Source organism: Mucilaginibacter puniceus, from assembly GCF_054783175.1.
In genome coordinates, this window is the sequence record NZ_BAAGRB010000001.1 from 1,293,462 (window position 1) to 1,317,710 (window position 24,249).

The 24,249-nt window shown below is 37.4% G+C and carries 22 protein-coding genes; 14 read left to right on the forward strand and 8 right to left on the reverse strand.

Annotated features, from left to right (window positions below; translation table 11 throughout):
• Window positions 1-61: 61 nt before the first annotated feature.
• Entirely contained in the window at window positions 62-1,087 is a 1,026-nt protein-coding gene (locus ACYVJ6_RS06220) for a PfkB family carbohydrate kinase (protein WP_460693165.1), read from the reverse strand.
• 194 nt (window positions 1,088-1,281) lie between these two features.
• On the opposite strand from ACYVJ6_RS06220, the gene ACYVJ6_RS06225 reads away from it, so the two are divergent.
• Complete coding sequence (locus tag ACYVJ6_RS06225; RefSeq protein WP_460693166.1) at window positions 1,282-1,941, forward strand: beta/alpha barrel domain-containing protein; 660 nt, start codon at window positions 1,282-1,284, stop codon at window positions 1,939-1,941.
• Between the two features lie 68 nt (window positions 1,942-2,009).
• Here ACYVJ6_RS06225 and ACYVJ6_RS06230 read toward each other — a convergent pair whose 3' ends face one another.
• Window positions 2,010-2,657: a YhcH/YjgK/YiaL family protein gene (locus ACYVJ6_RS06230; RefSeq protein WP_460693167.1), complete on the reverse strand. Its 648-nt coding sequence runs from the start codon at window positions 2,655-2,657 to the stop codon at window positions 2,010-2,012.
• 259 nt (window positions 2,658-2,916) lie between these two features.
• On the opposite strand from ACYVJ6_RS06230, the gene ACYVJ6_RS06235 reads away from it, so the two are divergent.
• Together ACYVJ6_RS06235 and ACYVJ6_RS06240 are read left to right on the forward strand one after the other, a co-directional pair.
• Entirely contained in the window at window positions 2,917-5,163 is a 2,247-nt protein-coding gene (locus tag ACYVJ6_RS06235) for a glycoside hydrolase family 3 C-terminal domain-containing protein (RefSeq protein ID WP_460693168.1), read from the forward strand.
• A 98-nt stretch (window positions 5,164-5,261) separates the two neighbouring features.
• Window positions 5,262-5,474: a VF530 family protein gene (locus ACYVJ6_RS06240; RefSeq protein ID WP_460693169.1), complete on the forward strand. Its 213-nt coding sequence runs from the start codon at window positions 5,262-5,264 to the stop codon at window positions 5,472-5,474.
• Here the strand turns inward: ACYVJ6_RS06240 and truA are convergent.
• The 3 genes from truA to ACYVJ6_RS06255 are packed head-to-tail and all read right to left on the reverse strand — an operon-like array spanning window position 5,464 to window position 7,167.
• Window positions 5,464-6,258, reverse strand: coding sequence for a tRNA pseudouridine(38-40) synthase TruA (truA, locus tag ACYVJ6_RS06245; protein WP_460693170.1), 795 nt, complete (start codon window positions 6,256-6,258; stop codon window positions 5,464-5,466). The two genes, ACYVJ6_RS06240 and truA, sit on opposite strands and share 11 nt — an antisense overlap.
• A gap of 18 nt (window positions 6,259-6,276) precedes the next feature.
• Window positions 6,277-6,501: a CDGSH iron-sulfur domain-containing protein gene (locus ACYVJ6_RS06250; protein ID WP_460693302.1), complete on the reverse strand. Its 225-nt coding sequence runs from the start codon at window positions 6,499-6,501 to the stop codon at window positions 6,277-6,279.
• A gap of 57 nt (window positions 6,502-6,558) precedes the next feature.
• Window positions 6,559-7,167 carry a GNAT family N-acetyltransferase gene (locus tag ACYVJ6_RS06255; protein WP_460693171.1) on the reverse strand — a complete coding sequence of 203 codons (609 nt, stop codon included), beginning with the start codon at window positions 7,165-7,167 and terminating at the stop codon, window positions 6,559-6,561.
• Between the two features lie 141 nt (window positions 7,168-7,308).
• Between ACYVJ6_RS06255 and ACYVJ6_RS06260 the strand changes: the two genes are divergently transcribed.
• The 3 genes from ACYVJ6_RS06260 to ACYVJ6_RS06270 all read left to right on the forward strand — a co-directional run bounded on the left by ACYVJ6_RS06260 (window position 7,309) and on the right by ACYVJ6_RS06270 (window position 11,592).
• Window positions 7,309-8,013 carry an NUDIX hydrolase gene (locus ACYVJ6_RS06260; RefSeq protein ID WP_460693172.1) on the forward strand — a complete coding sequence of 235 codons (705 nt, stop codon included), beginning with the start codon at window positions 7,309-7,311 and terminating at the stop codon, window positions 8,011-8,013.
• An 89-nt stretch (window positions 8,014-8,102) separates the two neighbouring features.
• Window positions 8,103-9,845, forward strand: coding sequence for an ABC transporter ATP-binding protein (locus tag ACYVJ6_RS06265; RefSeq protein WP_460693173.1), 1,743 nt, complete (start codon window positions 8,103-8,105; stop codon window positions 9,843-9,845).
• Window positions 9,835-11,592, forward strand: a complete 1,758-nt coding sequence (locus ACYVJ6_RS06270) for an ABC transporter ATP-binding protein (RefSeq protein WP_460693174.1) — start codon at window positions 9,835-9,837, stop codon at window positions 11,590-11,592. The genes ACYVJ6_RS06265 and ACYVJ6_RS06270 overlap by 11 nt, the downstream gene beginning before the upstream one ends.
• Here the strand turns inward: ACYVJ6_RS06270 and ACYVJ6_RS06275 are convergent.
• Window positions 11,585-13,756: a sensor histidine kinase gene (locus ACYVJ6_RS06275; protein ID WP_460693175.1), complete on the reverse strand. Its 2,172-nt coding sequence runs from the start codon at window positions 13,754-13,756 to the stop codon at window positions 11,585-11,587. The two genes, ACYVJ6_RS06270 and ACYVJ6_RS06275, sit on opposite strands and share 8 nt — an antisense overlap.
• A gap of 78 nt (window positions 13,757-13,834) precedes the next feature.
• Here ACYVJ6_RS06275 and ACYVJ6_RS06280 point away from each other — a divergent pair, with 78 nt between their 5' ends.
• The 3 genes from ACYVJ6_RS06280 to ACYVJ6_RS06290 all read left to right on the forward strand — a co-directional run bounded on the left by ACYVJ6_RS06280 (window position 13,835) and on the right by ACYVJ6_RS06290 (window position 19,027).
• Entirely contained in the window at window positions 13,835-14,287 is a 453-nt protein-coding gene (locus ACYVJ6_RS06280; RefSeq protein ID WP_460693176.1) for a response regulator, read from the forward strand.
• Between the two features lie 88 nt (window positions 14,288-14,375).
• Window positions 14,376-17,912 (forward strand): PKD domain-containing protein, encoded by a 3,537-nt coding sequence (locus ACYVJ6_RS06285; protein ID WP_460693177.1) that lies wholly within the window; start codon window positions 14,376-14,378, stop codon window positions 17,910-17,912.
• Window positions 17,913-18,007: 95 nt separating this feature from the next.
• Window positions 18,008-19,027, forward strand: a complete 1,020-nt coding sequence (locus tag ACYVJ6_RS06290) for a PorP/SprF family type IX secretion system membrane protein (protein WP_460693178.1) — start codon at window positions 18,008-18,010, stop codon at window positions 19,025-19,027.
• 4 nt (window positions 19,028-19,031) lie between these two features.
• Here the strand turns inward: ACYVJ6_RS06290 and rpoN are convergent, their stop codons facing one another.
• On the reverse strand, window positions 19,032-20,507 hold the full coding sequence (gene rpoN, locus ACYVJ6_RS06295; RefSeq protein ID WP_460693179.1) for an RNA polymerase factor sigma-54: 1,476 nt from the start codon (window positions 20,505-20,507) through the stop codon (window positions 19,032-19,034).
• A gap of 149 nt (window positions 20,508-20,656) precedes the next feature.
• Here rpoN and mscL point away from each other — a divergent pair, with 149 nt between their 5' ends.
• The 5 genes from mscL to tsaB all read left to right on the forward strand — a co-directional run bounded on the left by mscL (window position 20,657) and on the right by tsaB (window position 22,716).
• Window positions 20,657-21,052 carry a large-conductance mechanosensitive channel protein MscL gene (mscL, locus tag ACYVJ6_RS06300; protein ID WP_460693180.1) on the forward strand — a complete coding sequence of 132 codons (396 nt, stop codon included), beginning with the start codon at window positions 20,657-20,659 and terminating at the stop codon, window positions 21,050-21,052.
• Window positions 21,053-21,138: 86 nt separating this feature from the next.
• Window positions 21,139-21,297 carry a 50S ribosomal protein L34 gene (gene rpmH, locus ACYVJ6_RS06305; protein WP_157526498.1) on the forward strand — a complete coding sequence of 53 codons (159 nt, stop codon included), beginning with the start codon at window positions 21,139-21,141 and terminating at the stop codon, window positions 21,295-21,297.
• Window positions 21,298-21,395: 98 nt separating this feature from the next.
• Window positions 21,396-21,779 carry a ribonuclease P protein component gene (rnpA, locus tag ACYVJ6_RS06310; RefSeq protein ID WP_460693181.1) on the forward strand — a complete coding sequence of 128 codons (384 nt, stop codon included), beginning with the start codon at window positions 21,396-21,398 and terminating at the stop codon, window positions 21,777-21,779.
• Window positions 21,776-22,018 (forward strand): membrane protein insertion efficiency factor YidD, encoded by a 243-nt coding sequence (yidD, locus tag ACYVJ6_RS06315; protein WP_460693182.1) that lies wholly within the window; start codon window positions 21,776-21,778, stop codon window positions 22,016-22,018. The genes rnpA and yidD overlap by 4 nt, the downstream gene beginning before the upstream one ends.
• A gap of 5 nt (window positions 22,019-22,023) precedes the next feature.
• The gene (gene tsaB, locus ACYVJ6_RS06320; RefSeq protein WP_460693183.1) at window positions 22,024-22,716 is read left to right on the forward strand and encodes a tRNA (adenosine(37)-N6)-threonylcarbamoyltransferase complex dimerization subunit type 1 TsaB; all 693 of its coding nucleotides are present in this window, start codon (window positions 22,024-22,026) and stop codon (window positions 22,714-22,716) included.
• Here the strand turns inward: tsaB and ACYVJ6_RS06325 are convergent.
• Complete coding sequence (locus tag ACYVJ6_RS06325; RefSeq protein ID WP_460693184.1) at window positions 22,713-24,167, reverse strand: DUF5723 family protein; 1,455 nt, start codon at window positions 24,165-24,167, stop codon at window positions 22,713-22,715. The genes tsaB and ACYVJ6_RS06325 overlap by 4 nt on opposite strands.
• Window positions 24,168-24,249: the final 82 nt, after the last annotated feature.

Here is a 24,249-nt window from a genome sequence, read left to right on the forward strand (position 1 = left end):
ATGGTTAACGGTTCATAGTTGATGGTAAAACTGCCATGAACTACGAACCATGATCTATCAACTATCTTTGTACGCGGCCAGAGCCGTCACCTTTTACTAACTCTTGCACTTCGCTTAAAGTAGCGTGGTTCAAGTCGCCAGGAATGGTGTGTTTAATAGCCGATGCAGCCACACCAAACTCGGCAGCATCGCTCATTTTAAGGCCTGTAACCAAACCAAAAATAAAGCCGCTGGCAAATGAATCGCCGCTACCAACACGGTCAATAATACGTATGCTATACTCTTTAGTATGATAAAACTCGGTGCCATCATATACCAAAGCGCTCCATCCGTTATCTGATGCACTATGGCTCTCTCTTAAAGTAGAAGCAATATATTTAAAGCCAAATTTTTCTTTCATTTGTTTAAATACGTCTTTGTAACCATCAAGGTTCAACTCACCTTTGGTAACATCAGTGCCTGCACTTGTAAATCCTAAAGTAGTATCAGCATCTTCTTCGTTACCAATACAAACATCAACATATTTACAAAGCTCGGTCATTACTTCGCGGGCTTTTTCTTTGCTCCATAATTTTTTACGATAGTTCAAATCAATACTGGTAGTAATACCTTTAGCTTTAGCCGCTTTTAATGCAGCTAAGGTTAAAGCAGCAGCCTTATCGCTAAGGGCAGGGGTGATGCCGGTGGTGTGGAACCAATCGGCACCATCTAAAATTTTATCAAAGTCAAATTCACTGGCTTCAACTTCTGATATAGAAGCATCGGCACGGTCATATATTACTTGCGAAGCACGCATTGATGCGCCAGTTTCTAAAAAATAGATACCTAAACGCTTGCCACCACGAGCTACAAATTGTGTATCCACGCCATAACGGCGCAGGTGGTTTATAGCTGCCTGTCCAATAGCGTTTGCCGGTACTTTTGATACAAAGGTTCCGTTTAGACCATAGTTACAAAGTGCCGCCGCAACGTTAGCTTCACCGCCACCATAGGTGACTTCAAAGCTATCGCTCTGTACAAATCTTTTATAATCAGGAGTAGATAACCTCAACATTATTTCTCCAAGTGTTACTATTTTTTTTGACATCGATATCGATTTTTTAGATTGAAAATTTGGCTTTAGTATCTTTTATTGTAGCGCCAAAATTACATATTCCAAATTAATAAAGAAGATTTAGTTGAAAAATCGTAATCGATTGCAATTGTTAATTTTGTGATTATTTTAAATGTGTTATTAAATGTTTCTTTTTAGCTTTACCCCAATAATTACAATGAGATAACATGAGTAAAAAAGCTGAAATTTTAAAATTGATACCGGAACAGGGTATACTACCCTTATATTTTAATAAGGATACAGAAGTTAGTATAAACATTTTACATGCTTTATATAACGCCGGTATTCGTACTGTTGAATACACCAATCGTGGCGAAGCCGCACTAAAGAATTTTGTCAAATTGCGCGAAGTTTGTGATAAAGAGTTAGGTGGTATGTACCTGGGTGTTGGCACTATTAAAGATGGTGCAAGCGCACAAGCATTTGTTGATGCTGGTGCCGACTATATTATAAGCCCGGGATTAGTGGAAGATGTTATACCTGTAGCTAACAAATACGATATGCTTTGGGTACCAGGTTGTATGACGCCTACTGAAATTATAAAAGCCGAATCATTAGGTGCTAAAGTGATCAAATTATTTCCTGGTAACTTGTTGGGTCCGTCATTTTTAGCGGGAATTAAAGAATTGTTTCCAAATACTTTATTTATGCCAACAGGCGGCGTTGAATTAACTAAAGAGAATATTGGGGGCTGGTTTAAAGCAGGTGTTTGTGCGGTAGGTATGGGTAGTAAGCTGATAAGCAAAGATGTTATGGAAGGCAAAAAGTATGACGAATTAACGGCCGCAACCAAAGAAGCGATTGCCATAGTTAACGCAAGCAGATAGAAATTATATGGTAACAAAAAAAAGGACCACTAATTATAGCGGTCCCTTTTTTGTTTATAGGGTTTCTTTTAGTTAACTGATTTAACTTTAATAACCACTTTTTTCATTCGCTCTGCAACTGCAGGGTCAACTTTTAAGTGCGGGCGGTGAAATTCACTTGGGAAATAAACAAAAAAGTTTTCAGGAGTAGCAATTCCATATTTTGTGCTGTCAAAGGCATCATGCTTGTAGTAACCAATGTCGCTATTCTCATTAAAAGGTGTTACAACAGCGGCTTCAATTTCCTTAGAAAAAGGTACGCCTGCAATTTTTTCTTTACCTTCAATTACATAATGTACATCAATATATTTTTTGTGTACCTCCCAGTTTGATGCGGCAAAATCTTTAGGGATATCATTTACAAATATAGCGTAGGCATTCTCGCCGTTTTCGCCGTCAATGTTAACGTGGCTGCCACGCATGGTAGCCAGGTCAGGGTTTGCTAAAAATGCAAATACTTTATCCCAAACAGCTTTATTAGCGTTGTATTGTTTGGCAAATTCAACACTGTTTACTGATGGATCAACAGTAGCTTTGAAATTTGGAGCATAAGCTTTGCTTTTAACCCACTTGTCGGCATCTTTTTTTGATGGGGTTTGTGCAACTACAGCGCAACCTGCTGCAAAAAACAGGACGGTAGCAAGCGTCAAGCCTTTAAGGGCTGATAAATGTTTCATATTTTTATATTGGTTTATAATAGTACGTAAGGTAAAAAGCTTTTTATTTAAAAAAAAGTAAATCGTTATAAATATGCCTTATGTAATTAAAATAATATATTGAAGTATCAATTACATACTTTTTATATAATTTGCTAATTTTAAAAAATTAACTCATTAGCCTCAAATTTATTGTTGTTTATTTGTTTGACATGACTATTGCAGTTTGGATTAATCTATATATAACCGAAAAAAATAAATCGAACAAATTATATCTTAAATGAAAAAGTTTTTCAAAAACAAACTCAATCTATTATTCCTGTTGGTGTTGCTGTTGCCTACCCTGGCATTGGTAAAACGAGACAAGTATCAATACAAATTTCAAGATCCGGCTTTGCCTATTGATCAGCGTGTGAACGACCTGATATCGCAAATGACTTTGGACGAAAAAGTAAACCAAATGATAAACCAGGCACCTGCCATTGAGCGTTTAGGCGTACCGGCTTTTAACTGGTGGAATGAGGCTTTACACGGTGTTGCCCGCGCAAATGGTTTCAGAACAACCGTTTACCCGCAAGCCATAGCTATGGCAGCAACTTTTGATAAGGCATCATTACATACAATGGCCGATTATACTGCCGAAGAGGGCCGCGCAATCAACAACCAAAGCATTAAAGATAAAAAAACAGGTACACGTTATGTAAACCTAACTTATTGGACTCCTAACATCAACATCTTCAGAGATCCAAGATGGGGTCGTGGTCAGGAAACCTATGGTGAAGACCCGTATTTAACAGGATCAATGGGTAAAAGCTTTGTAACCGGTTTACAAGGGGATGATCCTAAATACCTTAAAGCTGCGGCTTGTGCCAAGCACTATGCAGTACACAGCGGTCCTGAATCAACTCGCCATAAATTTAATACCGATGTAAGTGATTATGATTTGTGGGATACTTATTTGCCTGCATTTAAAACATTGGTAGTTGACGCTAAGGTTGAAGGTGTAATGTGTGCTTACAACGCGTTCAAGGGTCAACCTTGCTGCGGTAGCGATTTATTGTTAAATAACATTTTACGTAATCAATGGAAATTTACCGGTTATTTAACTTCAGATTGTGGTGGTATTGATGATTTTTATAAATCAACTGCTCACCAAACTTTTAATGATGCCGCCAGCGCTGCCGCGGATGCAGTATTGCACGGTACCGATGTAGAGTGTATAGTAGGTAGTCTGCCTAATGCCGCTTATAAAGCTTTAACCAAAGCAGTTGCTGATGGTAAATTAACTGAAAAAGATCTGGATGTTTCATTAAGAAGATTATTTACTACCCGTTTCCGTTTAGGTTTATTTGATGCTGCAGACCCTGCTAATAAATACTCACAAATACCTTTGAGCGTTTTAGAAAGCCCAGAGCATCAGGCTCACGCTTTGAAAATGGCTCGTCAGTCAATTGTTTTATTGAAAAATCAAGGCAACTTATTGCCATTAAGCAAAAACCTAAAAAAGATAGCCATTATAGGCCCCAATGCTGATAATCAGAGAAGTATACGCGGTAATTATTTTGGTACAGCTTCACGCTCGGTTACGCCATTACAAGGTATCAAAGCTAAATTGGGCCCTGCTACTGTGGTTGAGTATCATTTAGGTACAGAGTATGTGGTTAACGGCAATGTTAAAGCTGATAACAGTAAATTGGTAGATAGTGTTAAAGATGCTGATGTAATTTTATTTATAGGCGGTATTACTCCTGATTTGGAAGGCGAGGAGATGCTGACCAATAAAGATGGTTTCAGAGGTGGAGATCGTACCTCAATTATGTTGCCTAAAAACCAAACAGATTTAGTAAAGGACCTTAAAGCTACCGGTAAACCGGTTGTATTTGTATTAATGTCAGGTTCGGCTGTTGCTACACCATGGGAATCAGAAAACCTGCCGGCTATAGTAAATGCATGGTACGGTGGCCAGGCGGCAGGTACCGCCCTTGCTGATGTTTTATTTGGTGATTATAACCCGGGTGGTCGTTTGCCGATAACCTTCTATAAAAGCGATAAGGATTTGCCAACTTCAATAAGCGATTACTCGATGAAGAACCGTACTTACCGTTACTTTAACGGCAAGCCTTTATATGGTTTTGGTTATGGCTTAAGCTACACTACCTTTAAATATGATGGATTAACAGTTCCTGCTACTATACAAGGCAGCAAACCGGTTACTGTAAGTGTAAAAGTTACTAATACAGGCAAAAGAGATGGTGAAGAAGTAAGTCAGCTTTATTTATCGCACGCTGTTACAGGTATGCGCGCCCCTATACGCGCATTAAAGGGCTTTGAGCGTACTTTTATTAAAGCAGGCGAGACTAAGGTTATCAAGTTCCAGTTAACCCCTCAGGACCTATCATTGATAACAGCTGATGGCAATGCAAAAATTATAAAAGGTAAAGTTTCCATCACAGTAGGCGGAAGCCAGCCTGATGCACAAACTGCAGCCAGTAAAAAAACTATCACTAAGCAGGTATCGTTGATATAAAAATTGAGACCAATTAATTATTCAATGGCCGGATCGTAAAATCCGGCCTTTTTTGCTTTTTAGATTGTTGTATGGTTAAGATGTTTATTTTTGAACCAATGCAACAAAATAACCCACTGCACGGAAAAACTTTAGAAGCTATAATTACTGAACTAGTAGCCCATTATGGCTGGCCGGAATTGGGATATCGCATACGCATCAATTGTTTTTTATCTGACCCAAGCGTGAAATCAAGTTTGAAGTTTTTGCGTAAAACGGATTGGGCACGTAAAAAGGTAGAGGATCTTTACCTGGAAACTTTTAATAGTTAATGCTATCCTGCAGCATTTTTGTAAAATCTGTACGTGCAGGTATATCTAAATAGGGGTAGGTTACTTTTGATAGATACAGCCCTTGCGGATAGGCGGGAGTGATAATCGCAGGAGTTATTTTATTTGTCAAATAATACTCAAACTCATCAACACTTAATTTGCCCTTACCAATTTCTAATAATCGCCCCATAATTATTCGTACCATTTTGCTTAAAAACCGATTGGCCGATATTTGAAAACGGATTTTATCTTCACCCGGGCTTACGTATAAGCCGGCAGATGCAATATTGCAGATGGTATGTTCATTCCTGTCGGGGCTTTTGCAAAAACCCCGGTAGTCATTATATAGTGGCAGCAAAGCTACTGCCGCTTCCATTTGAGCAATATCCAAATTTTTATAGGCGTAAAATGAGCTGAATCTGCTTAAAAAGGGATCTTTATAGTTATGTATAAAGTAATCGTACGTCCTTTCAATAGCATCAAAACGGGCATGTGGTAAGCCTTCCATGGATATAATATCAAATATGGCGATATCGTTTGGCAACAGCTTATTTAACCTGAACAGGAGGTCAAATTTCCATTCCTTATCCACATCCATATGAAAAAAGAACTGGCTGGCATGCACCTGTGCATCAGTTCTTCCGCAGCCAAATATGGCGATAGGTGTTTTTAATATTTGACTAAGCGCATTTTGTAATACCTCCTGCACATTTAATACTCCCGGATGTATTTGCCAACCACTATAATTAGTGCCGTGGTAGCCTATATGTACAAAATACCTCAAAGTGATATGAAGTGATATTTAAACCTTGCGGGGAGGCAGATCAAATGCTACTGCATTATGTTCAAAATGGCCTTTGTGCGACCCATCACAAAATGGTTTATTGGCAGACAAGCCGCAACGACAAATTGAAACTACTGTACGGCCCTGTAAGCCATAGTTATTGCCTTGCATATCTACAATTTCAAAATCGCCTTCTATTTTTACTGATCCGTTATTGTTAATGGTAAGTTTTGTTGACATAATGATAGTTTGTTATATGGCAAATATAATTCAATGACATTGGGTTTTGCCTATTTGTTGTTATTCAGAATCTATCTTAGCTTTAAGGTTTGTTTTAACACAGTCATACCACTCATCTTTTAAAATACTTAAAACTATCGAGTGTCGGCGGCTGCCATCGGGCAAAGGCAGATGGTTTCTTAAAACACCCTCAACGGTACATCCTATGCTTTTCATGGCAGCAATGCTTCTTTCGTTATTTGCATCAGCCCTAAACTCCACACGTTCCATTCCCAAAGTTTCAAATGCCAGTTGTAATAGTAAAAATTTACAGTGCTTATTTAATCCTGTACCCCTGAATTTTTCGCCATACCAAGTGTATCCCAATTGTAAAGTATGATAACCGGGCTGAATATCATAAAACCGTGTACAGCCTGCATATTGTTGAGTTAGTTTATCATATACAATAAATGGGTACTCTTTTCCTGTAGCTTTGGCTTCAAGCGCTGCATTGATATAGTTAGTCATACCTTCCCTACCAGCCGCGCTAATTAATGAATGTTTCCAGGTGTTGGGCTCATTTAGTGCAAAAGGTAAAAGTAATTCAAGATCAGTTGCTATTAATGGCCTTAATAGTACCGAATCGTCTTGTATTATATAATCTGCTCTAGGGTCAAAAATTTGTTGCATGGTGTTTTTTATAGCTAAGGTGCCATAATATAGAAGCACAAAAAAATTACATGCAAACTTACATGGGTAATTGTTAAAATGCTTTTTTTATTGTTAAAATTGTGAAAACCTACCAGTTTAATAGATTTATATTAATCCCTTATGCGTAAATATTCCGGCCAAACACGTGTTTTGTTGGCAACAGATTGTATCATATTTGGCTTTGACGGGGTTAATATTAAATTATTATTGATCAAAAGAGGATTCAATCCCGCCAAAAACAAATGGAGTTTGATGGGAGGGTTTATACAACCATATGAAAGCCCTGATGATGCAGCAATACGTGTACTTGAAGAATGTACCGGGTTAAGGGATATTTACATGGAGCAGTTCATGGTTTTTGGCAAACCAAATCGTGACCCTGTAGAGAGAACCTTGTCTGTTGCTTATTTTGCATTAATTGATATTCATCAATATGAAAATCAGCTAAATGATAAATATCATGCAGAGTGGTTTTTATTAACTGAAATGCCCGATCTGGTATTTGATCATGCCGAAATGGTAAACCAGGCTAAAAAGCAATTACGTTATAAAGCAGCCCTGCACCCGGTACTATTTGAACTATTGCCCGAAAAATTTACAATTCCGCAATTGCGCACTTTGTATGAAGGGGTGTATGAAACTCAATTTGATGATCGAAATTTTAGTCGCAAACTTTTGTCAACCAATTTATTGGTTAAACTAAATGAAAAGGACAAATTATCATCGCGTAAAGGTGCTTTTTATTTTAAAGTGGATAAATCACATTACCAGGAAAATTTTGAATCGTTTTTGCACTTAGTGCCCAATCCCGAAAAGTTTTTTTAATAATTTTGTAATTGGTTAAAATGTTTTGCCCCCTTGATCGTCTATGATGAATAGGGTAAAGTAACTGCCCTTGTTTTATCATAAAAAATATGCCCCCAAAAAATAGTTCAGCAGATATAAAAAAACCTCCGGGCATATTTAGTGTGCTTAAACCTTATCGTGGTTTAGTTATATTACTCATAGTTTTTGCTTTACTTGGCAATGGTATCAACTTGTTGCTTCCCCAAATAATTTCAAATGGCATTGATGCATATACACACCAACAATTTAATATGCAGCACACTATTATTCAGTTTAGTGCAGCGACGTTTTTGGTGTTTATATTTGGATACCTGCAAAGTATTATACAAACCTATGCATCTGAACGTGTAGCGCGCGATTTGCGTACCCAACTTGCTGATAAAATATCAAAACAAAGCCATGCTTTTATCGAAAAAGCCAATCCTGCAAAACTACTTACCAATTTAACTGCCGATACAGATTCAATAAAGCTGTTTGTTTCGCAAGCTATTGTGTCAATTGCCTCATCGTTGTTTATAATTATTGGCGCCAGTATATTATTGCTGACAATTAACTGGAAACTGGCCCTGACGGTTATTGCTATTATTCCTATAATAGGAGGGACATTTTTTTTTGTATTACGTAAAGTACGCGTACTTTTTAAACAAAGCCGCGAGGTAATTGACTGGTTAAATAAAATTATTAATGAGAGTATACTTGGGTCGGCATTAATACGTGTAATTAATTCGCAGCAATTAGAAACAATAAAGTTTTTAGAAGCAAACAGTAAAGCCCGCGATTTTGGCCTGGCTATTTTAAAAATGTTTGCAGGCCTGGTACCGGTTATAACTTTCACAGCAAATTTATCAGCTTTAACTATACTGGCTTTAGGTGGGCATTATGTAATTAACGGTACCATGAGCCTGGGCGATTTTGCTGCCTTTAATAGTTATTTGATGATGCTGATATTCCCTATAATGATAATAGGGTTTATGAGCAATATTATTGCGCAGGCATCAGCATCATTTGGCCGTATAACCATGATATTAAACGCTCCTGATTTGCAGGACAAAGGCACTATAACTGACCCTTTGCGTGGCGGTATTGAACTTAAAGGAGTAACCGTAATTTACGGGCAAAAGCCTGCTTTAAAAAATGTATCATTAGCTATAAAACCAGGTTCAAAAATTGCCATAATAGGTCCTACGGCAGCGGGTAAATCACAATTATTATACTTATTGACAGGTTTGATTCCTGCAAATGAAGGTGTGATTGAGTTTGATGGTAAAAGCATTGATAGTTATAACAGCGAGGCTTTTCATAGCCAGGTAGGCTTTGTATTTCAGGATAGCATTATATTCAATATGAGTATTCGCGAAAATATAGCTTTTAGCGATAAGGTAACAGATCAGTCTTTGCAAAAGGCTATTGATACAGCCGAATTAAATGATTTTGTGGAAAGCTTGCCCGATAAATTAAGCACTATAGTTTCTGAACGCGGTTCAAGTTTATCTGGCGGGCAAAAGCAACGTATTATGCTGGCCCGCGCTTTAGCTGTCGATCCTAAAATACTATTGTTGGATGATTTTACAGCAAGGGTGGATACTAATACAGAACAGAAGATATTAAAAAATATACAGCAAAATTATCCTGATTTAACGCTGATATCCGTAACACAAAAGATTGCTTCGATTGAACATTACGATCAAATTATAGTGTTGATGGAAGGTGAAATCATTGCTACAGGCACACATCAACAACTATTGGCCACGAGTACCGAATACGTTCAAATATTTAATTCACAACAAAGTACCAGCAATTATGAGTTATAATTTGAACAATAATACGCAGCAGGAGAAAAAAGCTTCCACCTATGCAGGTGTTAAAAAGCTATTGCAATTAATAGCACACGAGCGAAAAACATTGTTTTTAGCCTTAATAGCTATTTTGTTAAACGCCACTATAAATTTATTGGGGCCATATATAATTGGGCATACCATTGATAAGTATGTAGTTACTAAACAATACCATGGTGTGCTGGTATTTTCGGGCATATTACTTGGTATGTATATAGTTGGGTTGTTTGCCAGCTACCAGCAAATGCAATTAATGGGTGGGGTAGGACAACGTATGTTGTTTACGCTGCGTAACGCCATATTTAATAAACTGCAGCAGTTGCCGGTTGCTTTTTTTAATCAAAACAAAGCCGGCGATCTGATATCGCGTGTGAATAATGATACAGATAAAATAAACCAGTTCTTTTCGCAATCATTAATGCAATTTATTGGCAGCATTGTTACCATGACGGGTGCGGGTATATTTTTGCTGGCTATAAATCCTAAACTTGGTGCTGCTGCATTAGTGCCGGGTTTATTTATATTGATTTTTACAACAATTGTATCACCATGGGTTAAAAAAGTCAACGCAAAAAATTTAAAAAGTGTTGGTGGCATGAGCGGCGAGATACAAGAAAGCCTGAATAATTTTAGAGTAATAATTGCCTTTAACCGCCGCGATTATTTTAGGAAAAGGTTTGATGTAGCTAATAAACTTAATTATAAAAGTGCCATAGTTGCCGGGTTGGCTAATAATATATTTATGCCGGTTTATGGTTTATTTGCCAGTATAGCACAGCTAACCGTACTTGCCTATGGTATTTATTTAATTAGTATAGGTGAGTTTACCATAGGCTTATTGGTAAGCTATTTATCATACGCTACTAACTTTTATAATCCTTTACGACAGTTAGCATCACTTTGGGCCAATTTTCAAACAGCTATGGCCGGGTGGGACAGGGTGTCGCAAATTCTTTCAATGGAAACCAATTTGCCTGATTTGGTAAATGCCGCATCAGATGGATCAGGTAGTTTATTGGAATTTAAAAATGTTCACTTTGGTTATGATGATAAAGAGATATTGCACAATGTGAGTTTTAAAATGGAGCGCGGCAAAACTTATGCCCTGGTTGGCCCAACAGGTGGCGGTAAAACTACAACAGCCTCATTAATTGCGCGTTTGTATGACCCCAATAAAGGAATGGTTTTATTAAATGGCCGGGATATAAGAACTTACGATGCCAATGAGCGTAGTAAAAAAATAGGTTTTATATTACAAGAGCCATTTTTATTTACCGGGACTATAAAAGAGAATATTTTATATGGTAATGAACTTTATAAAGACTATAGCAATGAACAATTAGAACAGGTAATTAAAGATGCCAGTTTAGGTAATTTGTTAGCCATATTTGATAATGGATTAGAAACCGTAGTAACATCAGGAGCTGATAGTATTAGCCTGGGGCAAAAGCAATTAATAGCGTTTATGCGTGCTGTTTTACGTAATCCCGAGTTACTTATTTTAGATGAAGCCACTGCCAATATTGATACCATAACTGAGAAGTTATTAGGCGAAATATTAAATAATCTTCCTGCAACTACTACACGTGTAATTATAGCTCACCGTTTAAATACCATTGAAAATGCGGACGAGATATATTTTGTTAACTCGGGCGAGGTAAGCCGGGCCGGGTCTTTAAATGATGCTATGGATATGCTACTGAAAGGTAAAAGAGTTAGCTAATAGCACCCTCGCTCGATGGTTCTTCTTCAAGATTTTTAGGTAATTTAATTATTATGGTAGTACCTGTACCGTAGGTTGATTGTATATCTATAGTGCCCTTGTGTTTTTCAATAATGCCAAAAACAATAGATAGCCCAAGCCCTGTACCTTCGCCAATTTCTTTAGTTGTATAAAAAGGTTCAAATATACGTTGCCTAACTTCGGCAGTCATGCCGATGCCTGTATCGGTTATTTTGATGGATACATGGTCAGCGTGGTCTTCACTAACAATAAGTATGCTCTCATCATTATGCGCCTTCTTAGCTTTAATGGCGTGTATACTATTGTCAACCAGGTTTATTAGCATCTGATCTATCTTGCCCGGATAACAGTTTAAAGGTTCCAACTTATTTAACACCGGCTTAACTTCAATATAGTAAGGGATTGAACTCCTTAGTAATACAAGCGTATTTAGTATAGACGAATTAATATTGGCAGGTGTCAATGTCAATTTATCCATTCTACTAAAGGTTCTTAAACTCAGTATAATCTCTTTAGTACGGTTTGCGCCGTCTTCAATACCGCTAATTAAGCCCATAATTTCAGTTTTTATAAAATCCGGGTCAATTTCTTCTTTGAACTTTTCGGCAGTTTTTAACAATTCGGGGTTTTCAGGATGGGTGGCCGCTTCTTGGTAATATTTAAGCAAGTTAAACAACTCGTTAAAATCAAGCCTTAACGGCGATACATTTGCGCTTACAAAGTTTATAGGGTTATTTATTTCATGCGCCACGCCCGCAGTGAGCTGCCCTAATGAAGCCATTTTTTCGGTCTCTATCAAATGTTGCTGGGCTGATTGTAAATTTTCAATAGTAACTGATAAATTTTGATTGGTTTCAATTAGCGCTTGAGTGCGTTCCTTTACCATGTTTTCTAATAGGATATTTTGTTCGGTAATTAGTCTTTCATTCTCCTTAGCTATTTGAAGGGCCGAATTTTGTGACAGAATATTTTGCTCGCGGTAAAAGCTGATCTTATCTGCTAAAGCGGTTGAAAATAATATTAATTCAATTATGGCGCTATAGGTTAAAAAATTGGCCGTTAAATGGTTGTATGGTATTAATCCTTTATTACGCGCAAGAGTTATTAATATGGCAATTAATGATAATCCCCAACCTGATAGAAAGAATTTAGCAGGCTTAAACCCTTTATAATACATGTAAAACCCAATGTAGAGTAGTGCTATTGAAGTAATAAAGACATTGATGGTGATCAAAAGGTAGGCGCCGCTTGCCCAATGGATAATTGTGGCAACCAATGGTAATAAAAATAAAATGTATAACGCCAAATACCATTTATAATATTTTTTAAAGTTTTGTTTAAGTTGTAAAAACTCATCAGCAAACAATAGCATAGAAAACCCAAAACCTATTCTGATAAATGGAATCGCATACTCGTTTAATAACTGTTTGTTTCCAGAAACCAAAGTGTTACCATACCCCAGCATCAAAATCTGTGAAAGTCCGAAGAATATAATGTATACTACATAATATAGATAACTTTTGTCTCTCACTATGGCAAAAAGTATTAAATTATATAATGCCATCACCCAAAATATGCCTATTAATGCACCATTAATTAGCTGGTTAATGGCACTTTTTTCTAAATATTCGTCTTGGCTGTGTACCTCAATAGGAATTGTGGACGACATATTGCTTTTTAACCTTATATAAATTGTTTGAACAGTATTTGGATCAATTGACCAATTAATAATTGTGCTGTTTTGTGATAAAAAACCGGGGTTTGTTTTTAAATCACTTGGCGATATATGTGTAGTTTGGTGGTTAATGGGATTATGGTAATAAATATCAAAATCATCTATTACGCTTCGTCCGGTAGTTATCGGAATAACAGAACTGTTGGTGTTGTTTTTTATAGTGAATTTTAACCAAATTGCCGATTTTGAATACCTTAAAAAAGGTAGTTTAGATTTAACAGTATGAAACTTTGGATTGTTAAATACGTCCTCAAATTTTAAGCTTTTACCAGGATCCTCCAATTCAGCAAAGAATTGGTTAGTTAAAAACTTTGATCCAGACTTATTAATTACAAGCGTATCCGTTTTTGTTGCAAAAGCTAAAACATATTGTAATATAAGGCATAAGATTAGGGTTATTTTTTTCATTTTTATACAATAGTTTTGCCAAACCAATGGGCATTAAGAATAGCAACGTTTAAATATGCTATTTAAAATTAATAAATTATGGAAATAGGTGTGTTATATGTTGACGATGAAGTTAACAACCTGAATAGCTTTAAAGCAGCCTTTAGGCGAGATTTTGAGATATACACCGCCAGCTCTGCCAGGGAGGGGAGAAAGATACTGGAGAATAATGAAATTGGCGTTATAATAACTGACCAGCGTATGCCCGTTATGACGGGTATTGAATTTCTGGAATCCATTATACCGATATATCCTGACACTATAAGAATATTACTGACCGGTTTTTCTGACATTAATGCTGTTATGGATGCTATAAATCGGGGTCAGGTTTATAAATACCTGGTTAAGCCATGGCAGAACGATGAGCTGAAAATATATATAGAGAACGCGCTTGAGATATACAATCTGCGAAAAGAGAATAAGGAACTCTCTCGCAAACTAGAGTTAGCCAATATGGAAATTGACCGTATCAAAAAAAGTAAAAAAAAGTAGCCACATAGTTTAATTTTAATTTCATGTAAAGGTTTGTATATTAGTCACAACTATTTTACATAGCTAACCTTTTAACTAATTAGCAAACTTGAAACCCCTACTAAGTGTTGTAATAGTACTATTACTATCTGTATGTTTTTTTAATGCCTATTCGCAAGGAACAAGCAATAAAGGGACTGAATTTTGGACCACGTATGGCGATCATAATAGTGGCGTAACTGGTAATGGTGGAAGTAATATGATATTATATATTACTTCAGATATTTCAACTACAGGTAATGTTGATGTGGCAGATGGTTCATATTCAACCTCTTTTAACGTAACCGCAAATGCTGTGAGTTTCGTTACTATACCTGCCAGCGCTTTCTTAGGAAATAATAGCGGACTAACGGGCAGGAAAGGTATTCATATTACTTCTGTAAACCCTGTTGCAGTTTATGCTCATATTTATGCGTCAAGTGTATCTGGGGCAACATTGTTGTTTCCGGTAAGTGCAATGGGCAAAACATATGTATCATTAAATTATACTCAAAATTCTAATGCTAATCCAGCTCAAAATCCCGCATATTCTTTTTTTAATATTATTGGCACAGAAGACAATACTACTGTTTCCATTACTCCTTCTGCCACCTTATTAGATGGTTCCCCGGCTGGTGTAGCTTTTACCAAGGTTTTAAATAAGGGCGAAGTTTACCAGGGATTATCAAATATGGATTTAACGGGTACCAAAATCCAATCAATAAGTACAAACATTGGTGACTGTAAAAAAATAGCTGTTTTTTCAGGGAGTACTAAAATAGGCATCGGATGTGGTGGCGCAGGTACATCCGATAATTTATTCCAGCAAGTTTATCCAACTTCGGCATGGGGCAAAAACTACATAACCGCTCCATTAAAATCACGCCCGTTTGATATTTACAGGATTGTTTTAAGCGATCCAAATACCAATGTAACTTTAAATGGTACCCTACTTACCTCAGGCCAATTTTCGTCTGGGTATTACGAGTTTACCTCTTCTTCTACAAATATTATATCTGCTAATAAGCCTATACAGGTAATACAATATGCAGGTACCCAAGGTTGTTCAACCAATAACACAGATAGGGGTGACCCGGAGATGATTTACTTAAACCCTATTGAGCAGGGGCTTGATCATGTCACGTTGTATTCAACTGGTTATTATGCTATACAGCAAAGTTATATTAATGTTGTAATACCTACCAGTGGTGTTTCGTCATTTACTTTGGATGGTGCTTCATATACTTCATTTACCGCTATACCAAATTCTCTATATTCTTATGCGCAAATACCTGTAAGTTCGGGGCCAACTTCTACAGGTGGTGGGTCAACAACTTCAGGTACTCATACCATTAAAGCATCGGAAACATTTAATGCTATTGCTTATGGCTTTGGTAATGTAGAGTCGTATGGTTACGCGGCAGGTACCAATTTACAAGATCTGACGGAGTACGTACAGTTCCAAAATCCACAAACCAACAATGTACAAACGGCAGGCTGCGTTGGAGTAGATTATAAATTGCAGGTAACAATGCCTTACCAAACTAACAAAATAACGTGGAAGGTGGATGGAACTATTGTTTTTGTAGATAACTCCCCTGTAGTAAAATCAAGCAAAACACAGGGCACAGTAACATTATATACCTATGAGTTTCCAAATTTGGTAAATTATGCGGTAGGTAACCATATAGTTACCGCTACGGTTTTTAATCCTGTTGCTGATGATTGCGGGAATGACGTGGATATATCTTACAATTTCGAAATCACAGGTTTGCCAACAGTTGATTTTACCGTAGCACCCAACACGTGTTTAGGAGATGCAACGGCGTTTACGGATACATCCGTACCCCCTGTGGGCACTACTGTTAAAAGTTGGCTATGGGATTTTGGCGATGGTAATACATCAACGCGGCAAAACCCAACCCATACCTATACTGCAGCAGGTGATTATACAGTAGCTTTAACTATTACTGATGCCAATGACTGTACAACAACTACTACCAAAACCACCCATGTAGCCGAATTGCCGGTAGCCGGTTTCAGTGCGTCTACCCCTAATTGCGAAGGGCAGAATATTACGTTTACAGATAACTCAACTTCATCCGATGGAATTATTAATAAATGGGCATGGGATTATGGGGATGGATCTCCCATAGCACCTTATGATAACGGATTGCCTGTAATTAACCATACTTATGTAAAAGCAGGCAATTACAATGTGGTTTTATGGGTTACAACCGATAAAGGATGTACAACCTCTATTACCAATACTATTATTGTTAACCCCGCCCCGGTAGTTGATTTTACCTTGCCCGAGGTGTGTTTGGCAGATGCATTTGCACCATTTGCTGATAAAAGCACTATTGCAGATAACTCTGTATTAACCTATTTATGGGATTTTGGCGACCCTAATTCTACACCTGCAAATAATAGGTCGACGTTAAAAAATCCACAACATAGGTATACCCAAACAGGTTTGTATACCGCAACCTTAACTGTTACAAGTGCCGCGGGTTGTGTATCTGTAAAATCCCAGCAGTTTACAGTTAATAGTTCTGTACCGCAAGCGGCATTTGCTTATCCATTAGCTATATGCAGCAGTGATATTGTAGTTTTCAAAGATGAGTCGATTGTTGATATTGGTAATATCATTAAAGTGGTTTGGTATTTTGATTACGATAATAATCCTGGTGTTTTTGAAACTTATACAACTGCAAACATGCCCGCAGATAGGATGTATCGTCATATATACCCGTTAAGCCAATTACAAAAACAGTATAAGGTTAGGGTGGAGGTATATTCAGGCCAAACATGCTCAAGCGTGGCTGAGCATGACATAACAGTAAATGCAAATCCAATAGTTACATTAAGCCCCGCAAGTGGATTAATACTTTGCCAGTCTGATGCGCCGGTACAAATACTTGAAAATACAAATGGTTTTGCTGGTACAGGCGTTTTTACAGGTACAGGTATATCATCCACCGGATTGTTTGATCCTAAAGTATCGGGTACAGGGACATTTACCATTAATTATTTATTTACAACAAGCAACACAGGTTGTACTTATGCAACAACTATACAAATTACAGTAAACCCTACGCCGGTAGTTACCCTTGCATCCAACCTGCAATTATTAGAGGGAGGGCAGGTTAAAATAGAGCCCACCGTTAAAATTAGCAGCGGAACGGTAACCTATAAATGGTCGCCCTCAACCGGGCTTGATCAGGACGATATATTAAACCCCATAGCCAGACCAACTGATGACATCACTTATACCTTAACCGCTACTTCTGATAAATTATGCAGTGCAGTTGCCAGGGTTGCCGTGACTGTATTAAAGGCCCCTATAGTAAATAATACGTTTACACCCAACGGCGATGGTGTAAACGATACCTGGGTTATTAAATATCTGGAAAGCTACCCCAAAGCAACGGTTACTATATTTAATCGTTTAGGGGAACAGTTATTCTTTTCTAATGGATACCCCATAGCATGGGATGGAAGGTATAAAGGGGCCGAATTACCCGCAGGTGTATATTACTACATTATTAATCCTAACACCCCCGGGCGTAAAACTTATTCGGGTTATGTGTCAATTATCAGGTAATATGTGCTATGTTATCCCGAATAAAATTATATTCGTAAATTATTTACTTCATAACTTATAAACCTTATTGCTATAGTGCGGTGGCTACTCTCTTAATGAAACGATTATTTTATTTATTAATACTGTTTGCTTTATTGACAACCGCAGTATATGCACAACAAAGGCCGCAGTACACGCAATATGTATTTAATAATTACCTATTAAATCCGGCTGTAACCGGTATCGAGAACTATACAGATATAAAAGCAGGTCACCGTAGCCAGTGGACCGGATTAAATGGAGCGCCAGTAACCAGCTACATTACCATAAATACCCCCATAGGCCGAAATTTTATTGAAAGTAGTGCCAATTCATTTGCCCCCGGTGGTGGCACAAATCCTAATAGCAGGCTTTACACGCAAAACTATATGGCATCAGAACCGCACCATGGCATTGGTGCAATGGTAGTTACTGATAAGGCAGGTCCTATTACTCAAACAAACGTAGCCGCAACCTATGCTTATCATTTAGGAGTTACCGATAAACTAAATTTATCAGTAGGTGTATCAGCCGGTTTTATGCGTACCGCTTTAAACACATCCGAAATTACTTTAGAAAATCCACTTGATCCGGCCATTTCAAATGGCAATAACAGCCAGTTTAAGCCCGATTTGGGAGCAGGGGTATGGTTATATTCATCTAATTATTATTTCGGCATTTCAGCTCAACAATTATTGCCTACGCAATTATATTTTACGACGCAGGCTGCTGCCATAGGTTCAAATAAAACGGTACCTCATTATTTTGTAACAGCCGGGGCTAAGTTTTTTATAGCAGATGACCTGACATTAATGCCATCGTTTTTGATCAAACAAATAAAGCCGGTGCCAATAACTTATGATGTTAATTTAAAACTGGCTTTCCAGGATAAGTTTTGGATAGGCGGGGCCTATCGACATAAAGACTCATTTGGAGCATTAGCAGGGTTTTATTTAAACTCTTTTTTAAATGTCGGTTACTCGTATGATATCACCACATCGGCGTTAAATACTGTAAGCAGGGGTACTCATGAGTTGATAATTGGTATTTTATTGAATAACCGATACGGTGTTAGCTCGCCGCGGTTTACTTATTAATAGTTTATAACTCCTTACGTAGCCTGGCCACGGGTATGTTCATTTGTTCCCGATACTTAGCAACCGTACGGCGGGCAATGTTATAACCGGCTTCTTTCAAAATTTCGGTCAATTTTTCATCAGCCAGAGGATGGCGTTTGTCTTCTTTGCCAATATTTTCTTCCAGTATTTTTTTTACCTCCTTGTTTGATACTTCTTCGCCGCTCTCGGTTTGTATAGCTTCTGAGAAGAAAGATTTTAATAAGAATGTACCAAATTCAGTCTGTACATATTTGGAGTTGGCTACCCTTGATACTGTCGAGATATCCATGCCTATTTTATCGGCAATATCTTTTAATATCATGGGCTTAAGGTTCTTGTCATCGCCCGTTAAAAAAAACTCATATTGATACTGCATAATGGCATTCATGGTTTTTAACAGGGTTTGCTGACGTTGTTTAATGGCATCAATAAACCATTTGGCCGAGTCAAGCTTTTGCTTTACAAACTGTACCGCTTCTTTTAGTTTTTTATCCTTTTGCGATGCCTTATCATAATGCTGGAACATTTCCTGGTATGAGCGGCTTACCCTTAGCTCTGGGGCGTTTTTTGAATTAAGAGTAAGTATTAATACACCATCGCTGTTTTTGATGTGAAAATCAGGAATAACCTGCATTTGCTTGGTGTTCACCTCGTTTGAATCGCCGGGTTTGGGGTTAAGCTTTAATATCTCATTTACCACCGCGCGTAGTTGTGCCGAAGTCATGTTTAATGATTTTTCCAGCTTATCATAATGTTTACGGGTAAACTCATCCAGGTAATGCTCAACCACATTAATGGCTTTAACTATTATTGGATCGTTACTATCTTTTTTTCGTAATTGAATAAGTAGACATTCCTGCAAACTGCGTGCGCCAACACCTGCCGGGTCAAAACCTTGTATAATCCTAAGCATATCCTCCACTTCTTCATCTTCGGCCATAACATTTTGAGAAAATGCCAGGTCATCAGTAAGCGAAGTTATAGGGCGGCGTAAATAACCATCATCATCCAAGCTGCCTATTATTTGCTTTCCTATCCTAAAGTCTTTATCTGATAGGGGCAACATATCTAACTGCGCCTGCAGGCTCTCAAAAAACGAGCTTTGTACAGCAATTGGCATTTCCTTGCGTTCTTCCTCATCATCGCCATTTTGGTCATAGCGTGTTCCATAATCATTTACATTATCATCCTGCAAATAATCATCTATATTAAACTCTTCGGCTTCACCTTTTTCTTCTTCGCCATTATAAGTGTCCTCATCTGGGTCGCGGTCTGGGTATTGTTCTTCGGGTTCGTTTAAATTGGTTAAACTCAGATCTTCCAGCGCGGGGTTTTCTTCCAACTCTTCCTTTATACGAGTATCTAAAGAAACAGTAGGTACCTGCAACAATTTTATAAATTGTATTTGCTGTGGCGAAAGCTTTTGTAAAAGCTTTTGTTGAAGATTTTGTTTTAGCATAGTAAGATAGGTCAAAAATACATCAATTAAGCTAAATTGGAAAACTTAGTTGTGAAGTATGTTTTTATTGATTGTAAATGCAAAAAAATAATTTTTGTTTGGGCAGACATATAGTTTTATTAACTTTATTTAAACCAAAGTTATAATCAATGGCTATTGTAAAAGAATTTAAAGAGTTTGCCATGCGTGGCAATGTAGTTGACCTGGCGATTGCCGTTGTAATTGGCGGGGCATTCAGCAAAATAGTAAGCTCATTGGTAGATGATATTATAACCCCAGCCATACTTACCCCGGCACTTGATGCAGCTAATTTGACTGATTTGGCCCAGTTAGTAATACCAGGTACTGCTATTAAATATGGTAATTTTTTATCGCAGGTAATATCATTTGTTATAGTTGCTATAGCTTTATTTGTTATTGTAAAAGCTATTAATGCTACAAAAAAGAAAGAAGAAATTGCTCCACCGGCTCCACCTGTGCCAACAAAAGAGGAGGTTTTATTGACTGAAATACGTGATATTTTGTCGAAACAAAAAGGCGGATAATCCATTTGCTAAAAAATTTGAAAAAGTTTAAAAATTACGCTACATTTGCGCTCTTGTTTTTTTAAACAACGATAGAAAAAATAGTTATGAAAAGAACGTTCCAGCCTTCTCAAAGAAAAAGAAGAAATAAACACGGTTTCCGTGAGCGCATGTCAACTGCTAACGGTAGAAGAATATTAGCAGCCAGAAGAGCCAAAGGCAGAAAAAGATTATCAGTATCAGACGAACGTCGTCATAAAGCATAAAGCTGGTTACAGCTCCTGTTTATAGGGGTATGAACCGTATGTTTACCTATTATGACCTCAGCTTGTAAGTAGGGGATAACGGTTCAGGAATTAGCAAAATGTATACTTTTAAAAAAGAAGAACGGTTATGTAATAAAAAGCTTATTGATGAGCTTTATCATAACGGTTCTTCTTTTTTATGTTACCCTTTTAAAGTTTCCTGGCTTTTTCCTGCTCACCCTCAGCCTGTTTGTGCACAAATATTATTTTCAGTTTCAAAAAAGCGCTTTAAAAAAGCTGTCGACCGTAATTTAATTAAACGCCGTATTCGCGAAGCATACCGCCTAAATAAGCAACAACAATTGCATGATGTGCTTAAGGATATTGATAAAACCATTGTATTTTCTGTAGGGTATATAGGTAAAGAAATTTTAGGCTATGATACTATTGAAAAAAAAATGCAAAAGCTGTTAACCCAACTTTGCGAGCAGGTAACTAAATGAATGCCATTACTACATTTTTTAAGCAGGTAATAGGCGTTATTTTTATAGTGCTGATAAAACTGTACCAATATTTGATTTCGCCGCTTACAGGGGCATCATGCCGGTATACGCCAACATGCTCGCAATATGGCATTGAGGCTATTAAAAAGCATGGAGCATTTAAAGGCGGATGGTTAACTTTAAAGCGCATTGCAAGTTGTAACCCCTGGGGAGGGCATGGGCACGACCCGGTACCATAAAACACATGAGCCGAATATTACAAATTGAAACCGCTACCACTGTATGTTCTGTTGCATTAGCAACAGATGGGGTTGTTACCGCCTTTAAGCAGGTTGACCAACGTAATGTACATGCCGAGGTAATAACACTATATATTGAAGAACTAATTAATGCAGCGCGTTTAAAATACACTGATCTTGATGCCATAGCCATAAGCTGTGGCCCCGGCTCGTATACAGGTTTGCGTATAGGTGTATCAACAGCTAAGGGATTATGCTATGCTTTAGATAAACCTTTAATAGCTATTGAAACCTTAGTAGCAATGGCTAACGGAGTGATAACAGATAAAGGTTTAAGTGTAGATGACGATACGCTTTTATGTCCCATGATTGATGCCCGCCGTATGGAGGTATATACCGCATTGTTTGATGCTTCAGGCAATAAGATAAAAGATACCGCTGCTGAAATTATTGACGAACAAAGCTTTAATGAATACCTTGCCTGTAGTAAAATATTGTTTTTTGGTGATGGTGCCGAAAAATGCCAGGCAGTTTTGAGCAATAATCCCAATGCTGAATTTTTAAATGGATTTGCCAATTCGGCAATGCATCTTACCCAAAAAGCTGCAGAGAAGTTTGCTGTTAAAGATTTTGAAGATGTGGCTTATTTTGAACCGTATTATCTAAAAGAGTTCCTGGTAACCTCAAAAAAAACTTAGTAATTTTTATCTTTTTTAAAGATCCGCTCATACAGGCGACCAAAAAATCCTTTTTCGCCCATTGGTATATAGCTGGCATTCATTGGGTGCTCAATTACATTCCCAAATTTAAAAGTTAACCCTATGAAAAAATTTGCTCCCGTAAACCTACCAGTTTTACCGGGTGTATAGTTGCCACTTTGAATAGCCTCTTTAGTAAAACTGATGGTTTGATAAAGGGCATCGCTACCAATATAAAAATCAGTATCGGGTGTTTTTATCATAAACTGGCCACCTACACTCAATAGTCGTAAATCATTATATGATGGTGTTAGAGTGACCACATACTTATCGTATTGTACAGGTGCAACCAAGGCCCCGGTAAAACCCGGATAAAATATTTCCTTTGCTAATATAACAGTTGGCGAAAATTTTAAAGTTTGGTTATAATTTAACCAATAATCCTTATTTACACTTGCTTCAATAATGCCATTAATAGGATAGTAAAAGCCTCTTGTAGTTTGTGTTGCCGAATAATTGACTATATAACCTACAGCATCGCTTACAGATTTTTCGGCTGCTGAATTTGATGTTATAGTTATTGGCGCTTTATCGCTTTCGAAATAGGATACCTTAGATCTGCTATTGCTCCAATGAATAACCCCAAGGTCTTTTATGTTAAACTGAAACTTATAAGCATCATCTGTTTTATAAGCTGCGCCAATGCTGATAGCAACTCCAGGGTTCCTGAAATCAAAACCCATATTTTCAATTATAGTACTCCTTCCAGCCCAGCTGGCGCTATAATGTACACCTGATAAAGTTAGTAAAGCCTGGTTATTGGTCCTGTTAAAATCAATTTGCGATTGATAGAAACTGAATTTTTGATAATCAATACCCGATAACAGGCCCATTTTTACACCTATAGCCAATTTGGGCGTAACTTGCTCCCTGAAACTCATGCCTATTTGATGATAAGTCTGATAGGAGAATCTATTATTAAAAATATCGTTGTAGGTATCGTTGGTAAACTTATCAAAACCATTAAATATGGCTAACGACTCGTTACTTATTATTCCCCTTGACTCTGCGCTGGTTTTTATAAAAAAGCCCACTTCGCGGCTACCTTCAAGATTGGTAAACATTTTAAACATGAACAAATATGCACTGGCATTTGCCTGCAAATAATTATACCTGCCGGTACCTACCGGTATAGCAGACGCATCATAGGCATCGGCAAATATCCTTGTTTTAAAAGCAGTTTGTGCGTCACCCGTAAAGCGGAAATTGGCATTAAAATTTGGTAGAAAAAAATTGGATGCGTATTGCCTGCTTGAATCCGGTATAAAAGATCTTTGTGATGGATTTTCAAAAGAATCATATAATGTGCCGGTATTATACTGGGAAAATTGCTGACTAAAAACTTTTACTGAAAGAAAAAACAGAAAATTAAAAAATAATACTTTCTTCATTTATAAAAAAAACCTGCAAACGCCATTAAACAGTTAAAGCCATAAAGATATAAAAAACATCTTATTACGCTGCAGGAAGCCA

Excerpts from the sequence above, each read along its gene's own strand:
- yidD (WP_460693182.1), top strand. The coding sequence starts at position 21,776 with ATGAATGCCATTACTACATTTTTTAAGCAGGTAATAGGCGTTATTTTT.
- ACYVJ6_RS06265 (WP_460693173.1), top strand. The coding sequence starts at position 8,103 with ATGCCCCCAAAAAATAGTTCAGCAGATATAAAAAAACCTCCGGGCATA.
- ACYVJ6_RS06225 (WP_460693166.1), top strand. The coding sequence starts at position 1,282 with ATGAGTAAAAAAGCTGAAATTTTAAAATTGATACCGGAACAGGGTATA.
- rpmH (WP_157526498.1), top strand. The coding sequence starts at position 21,139 with ATGAAAAGAACGTTCCAGCCTTCTCAAAGAAAAAGAAGAAATAAACAC.
- ACYVJ6_RS06255 (WP_460693171.1), bottom strand. The coding sequence starts at position 7,167 with ATGCAACAAATTTTTGACCCTAGAGCAGATTATATAATACAAGACGAT.
- tsaB (WP_460693183.1), top strand. The coding sequence starts at position 22,024 with ATGAGCCGAATATTACAAATTGAAACCGCTACCACTGTATGTTCTGTT.
- ACYVJ6_RS06230 (WP_460693167.1), bottom strand. The coding sequence starts at position 2,657 with ATGAAACATTTATCAGCCCTTAAAGGCTTGACGCTTGCTACCGTCCTG.
- ACYVJ6_RS06275 (WP_460693175.1), bottom strand. The coding sequence starts at position 13,756 with ATGAAAAAAATAACCCTAATCTTATGCCTTATATTACAATATGTTTTA.
- ACYVJ6_RS06235 (WP_460693168.1), top strand. The coding sequence starts at position 2,917 with ATGAAAAAGTTTTTCAAAAACAAACTCAATCTATTATTCCTGTTGGTG.
- rpoN (WP_460693179.1), bottom strand. The coding sequence starts at position 20,507 with ATGCTAAAACAAAATCTTCAACAAAAGCTTTTACAAAAGCTTTCGCCA.
- ACYVJ6_RS06220 (WP_460693165.1), bottom strand. The coding sequence starts at position 1,087 with ATGTCAAAAAAAATAGTAACACTTGGAGAAATAATGTTGAGGTTATCT.
- ACYVJ6_RS06240 (WP_460693169.1), top strand. The coding sequence starts at position 5,262 with ATGCAACAAAATAACCCACTGCACGGAAAAACTTTAGAAGCTATAATT.
- ACYVJ6_RS06280 (WP_460693176.1), top strand. The coding sequence starts at position 13,835 with ATGGAAATAGGTGTGTTATATGTTGACGATGAAGTTAACAACCTGAAT.
- ACYVJ6_RS06325 (WP_460693184.1), bottom strand. The coding sequence starts at position 24,167 with ATGAAGAAAGTATTATTTTTTAATTTTCTGTTTTTTCTTTCAGTAAAA.
- ACYVJ6_RS06270 (WP_460693174.1), top strand. The coding sequence starts at position 9,835 with ATGAGTTATAATTTGAACAATAATACGCAGCAGGAGAAAAAAGCTTCC.
- rnpA (WP_460693181.1), top strand. The coding sequence starts at position 21,396 with ATGTATACTTTTAAAAAAGAAGAACGGTTATGTAATAAAAAGCTTATT.
- ACYVJ6_RS06260 (WP_460693172.1), top strand. The coding sequence starts at position 7,309 with ATGCGTAAATATTCCGGCCAAACACGTGTTTTGTTGGCAACAGATTGT.
- ACYVJ6_RS06290 (WP_460693178.1), top strand. The coding sequence starts at position 18,008 with ATGAAACGATTATTTTATTTATTAATACTGTTTGCTTTATTGACAACC.
- mscL (WP_460693180.1), top strand. The coding sequence starts at position 20,657 with ATGGCTATTGTAAAAGAATTTAAAGAGTTTGCCATGCGTGGCAATGTA.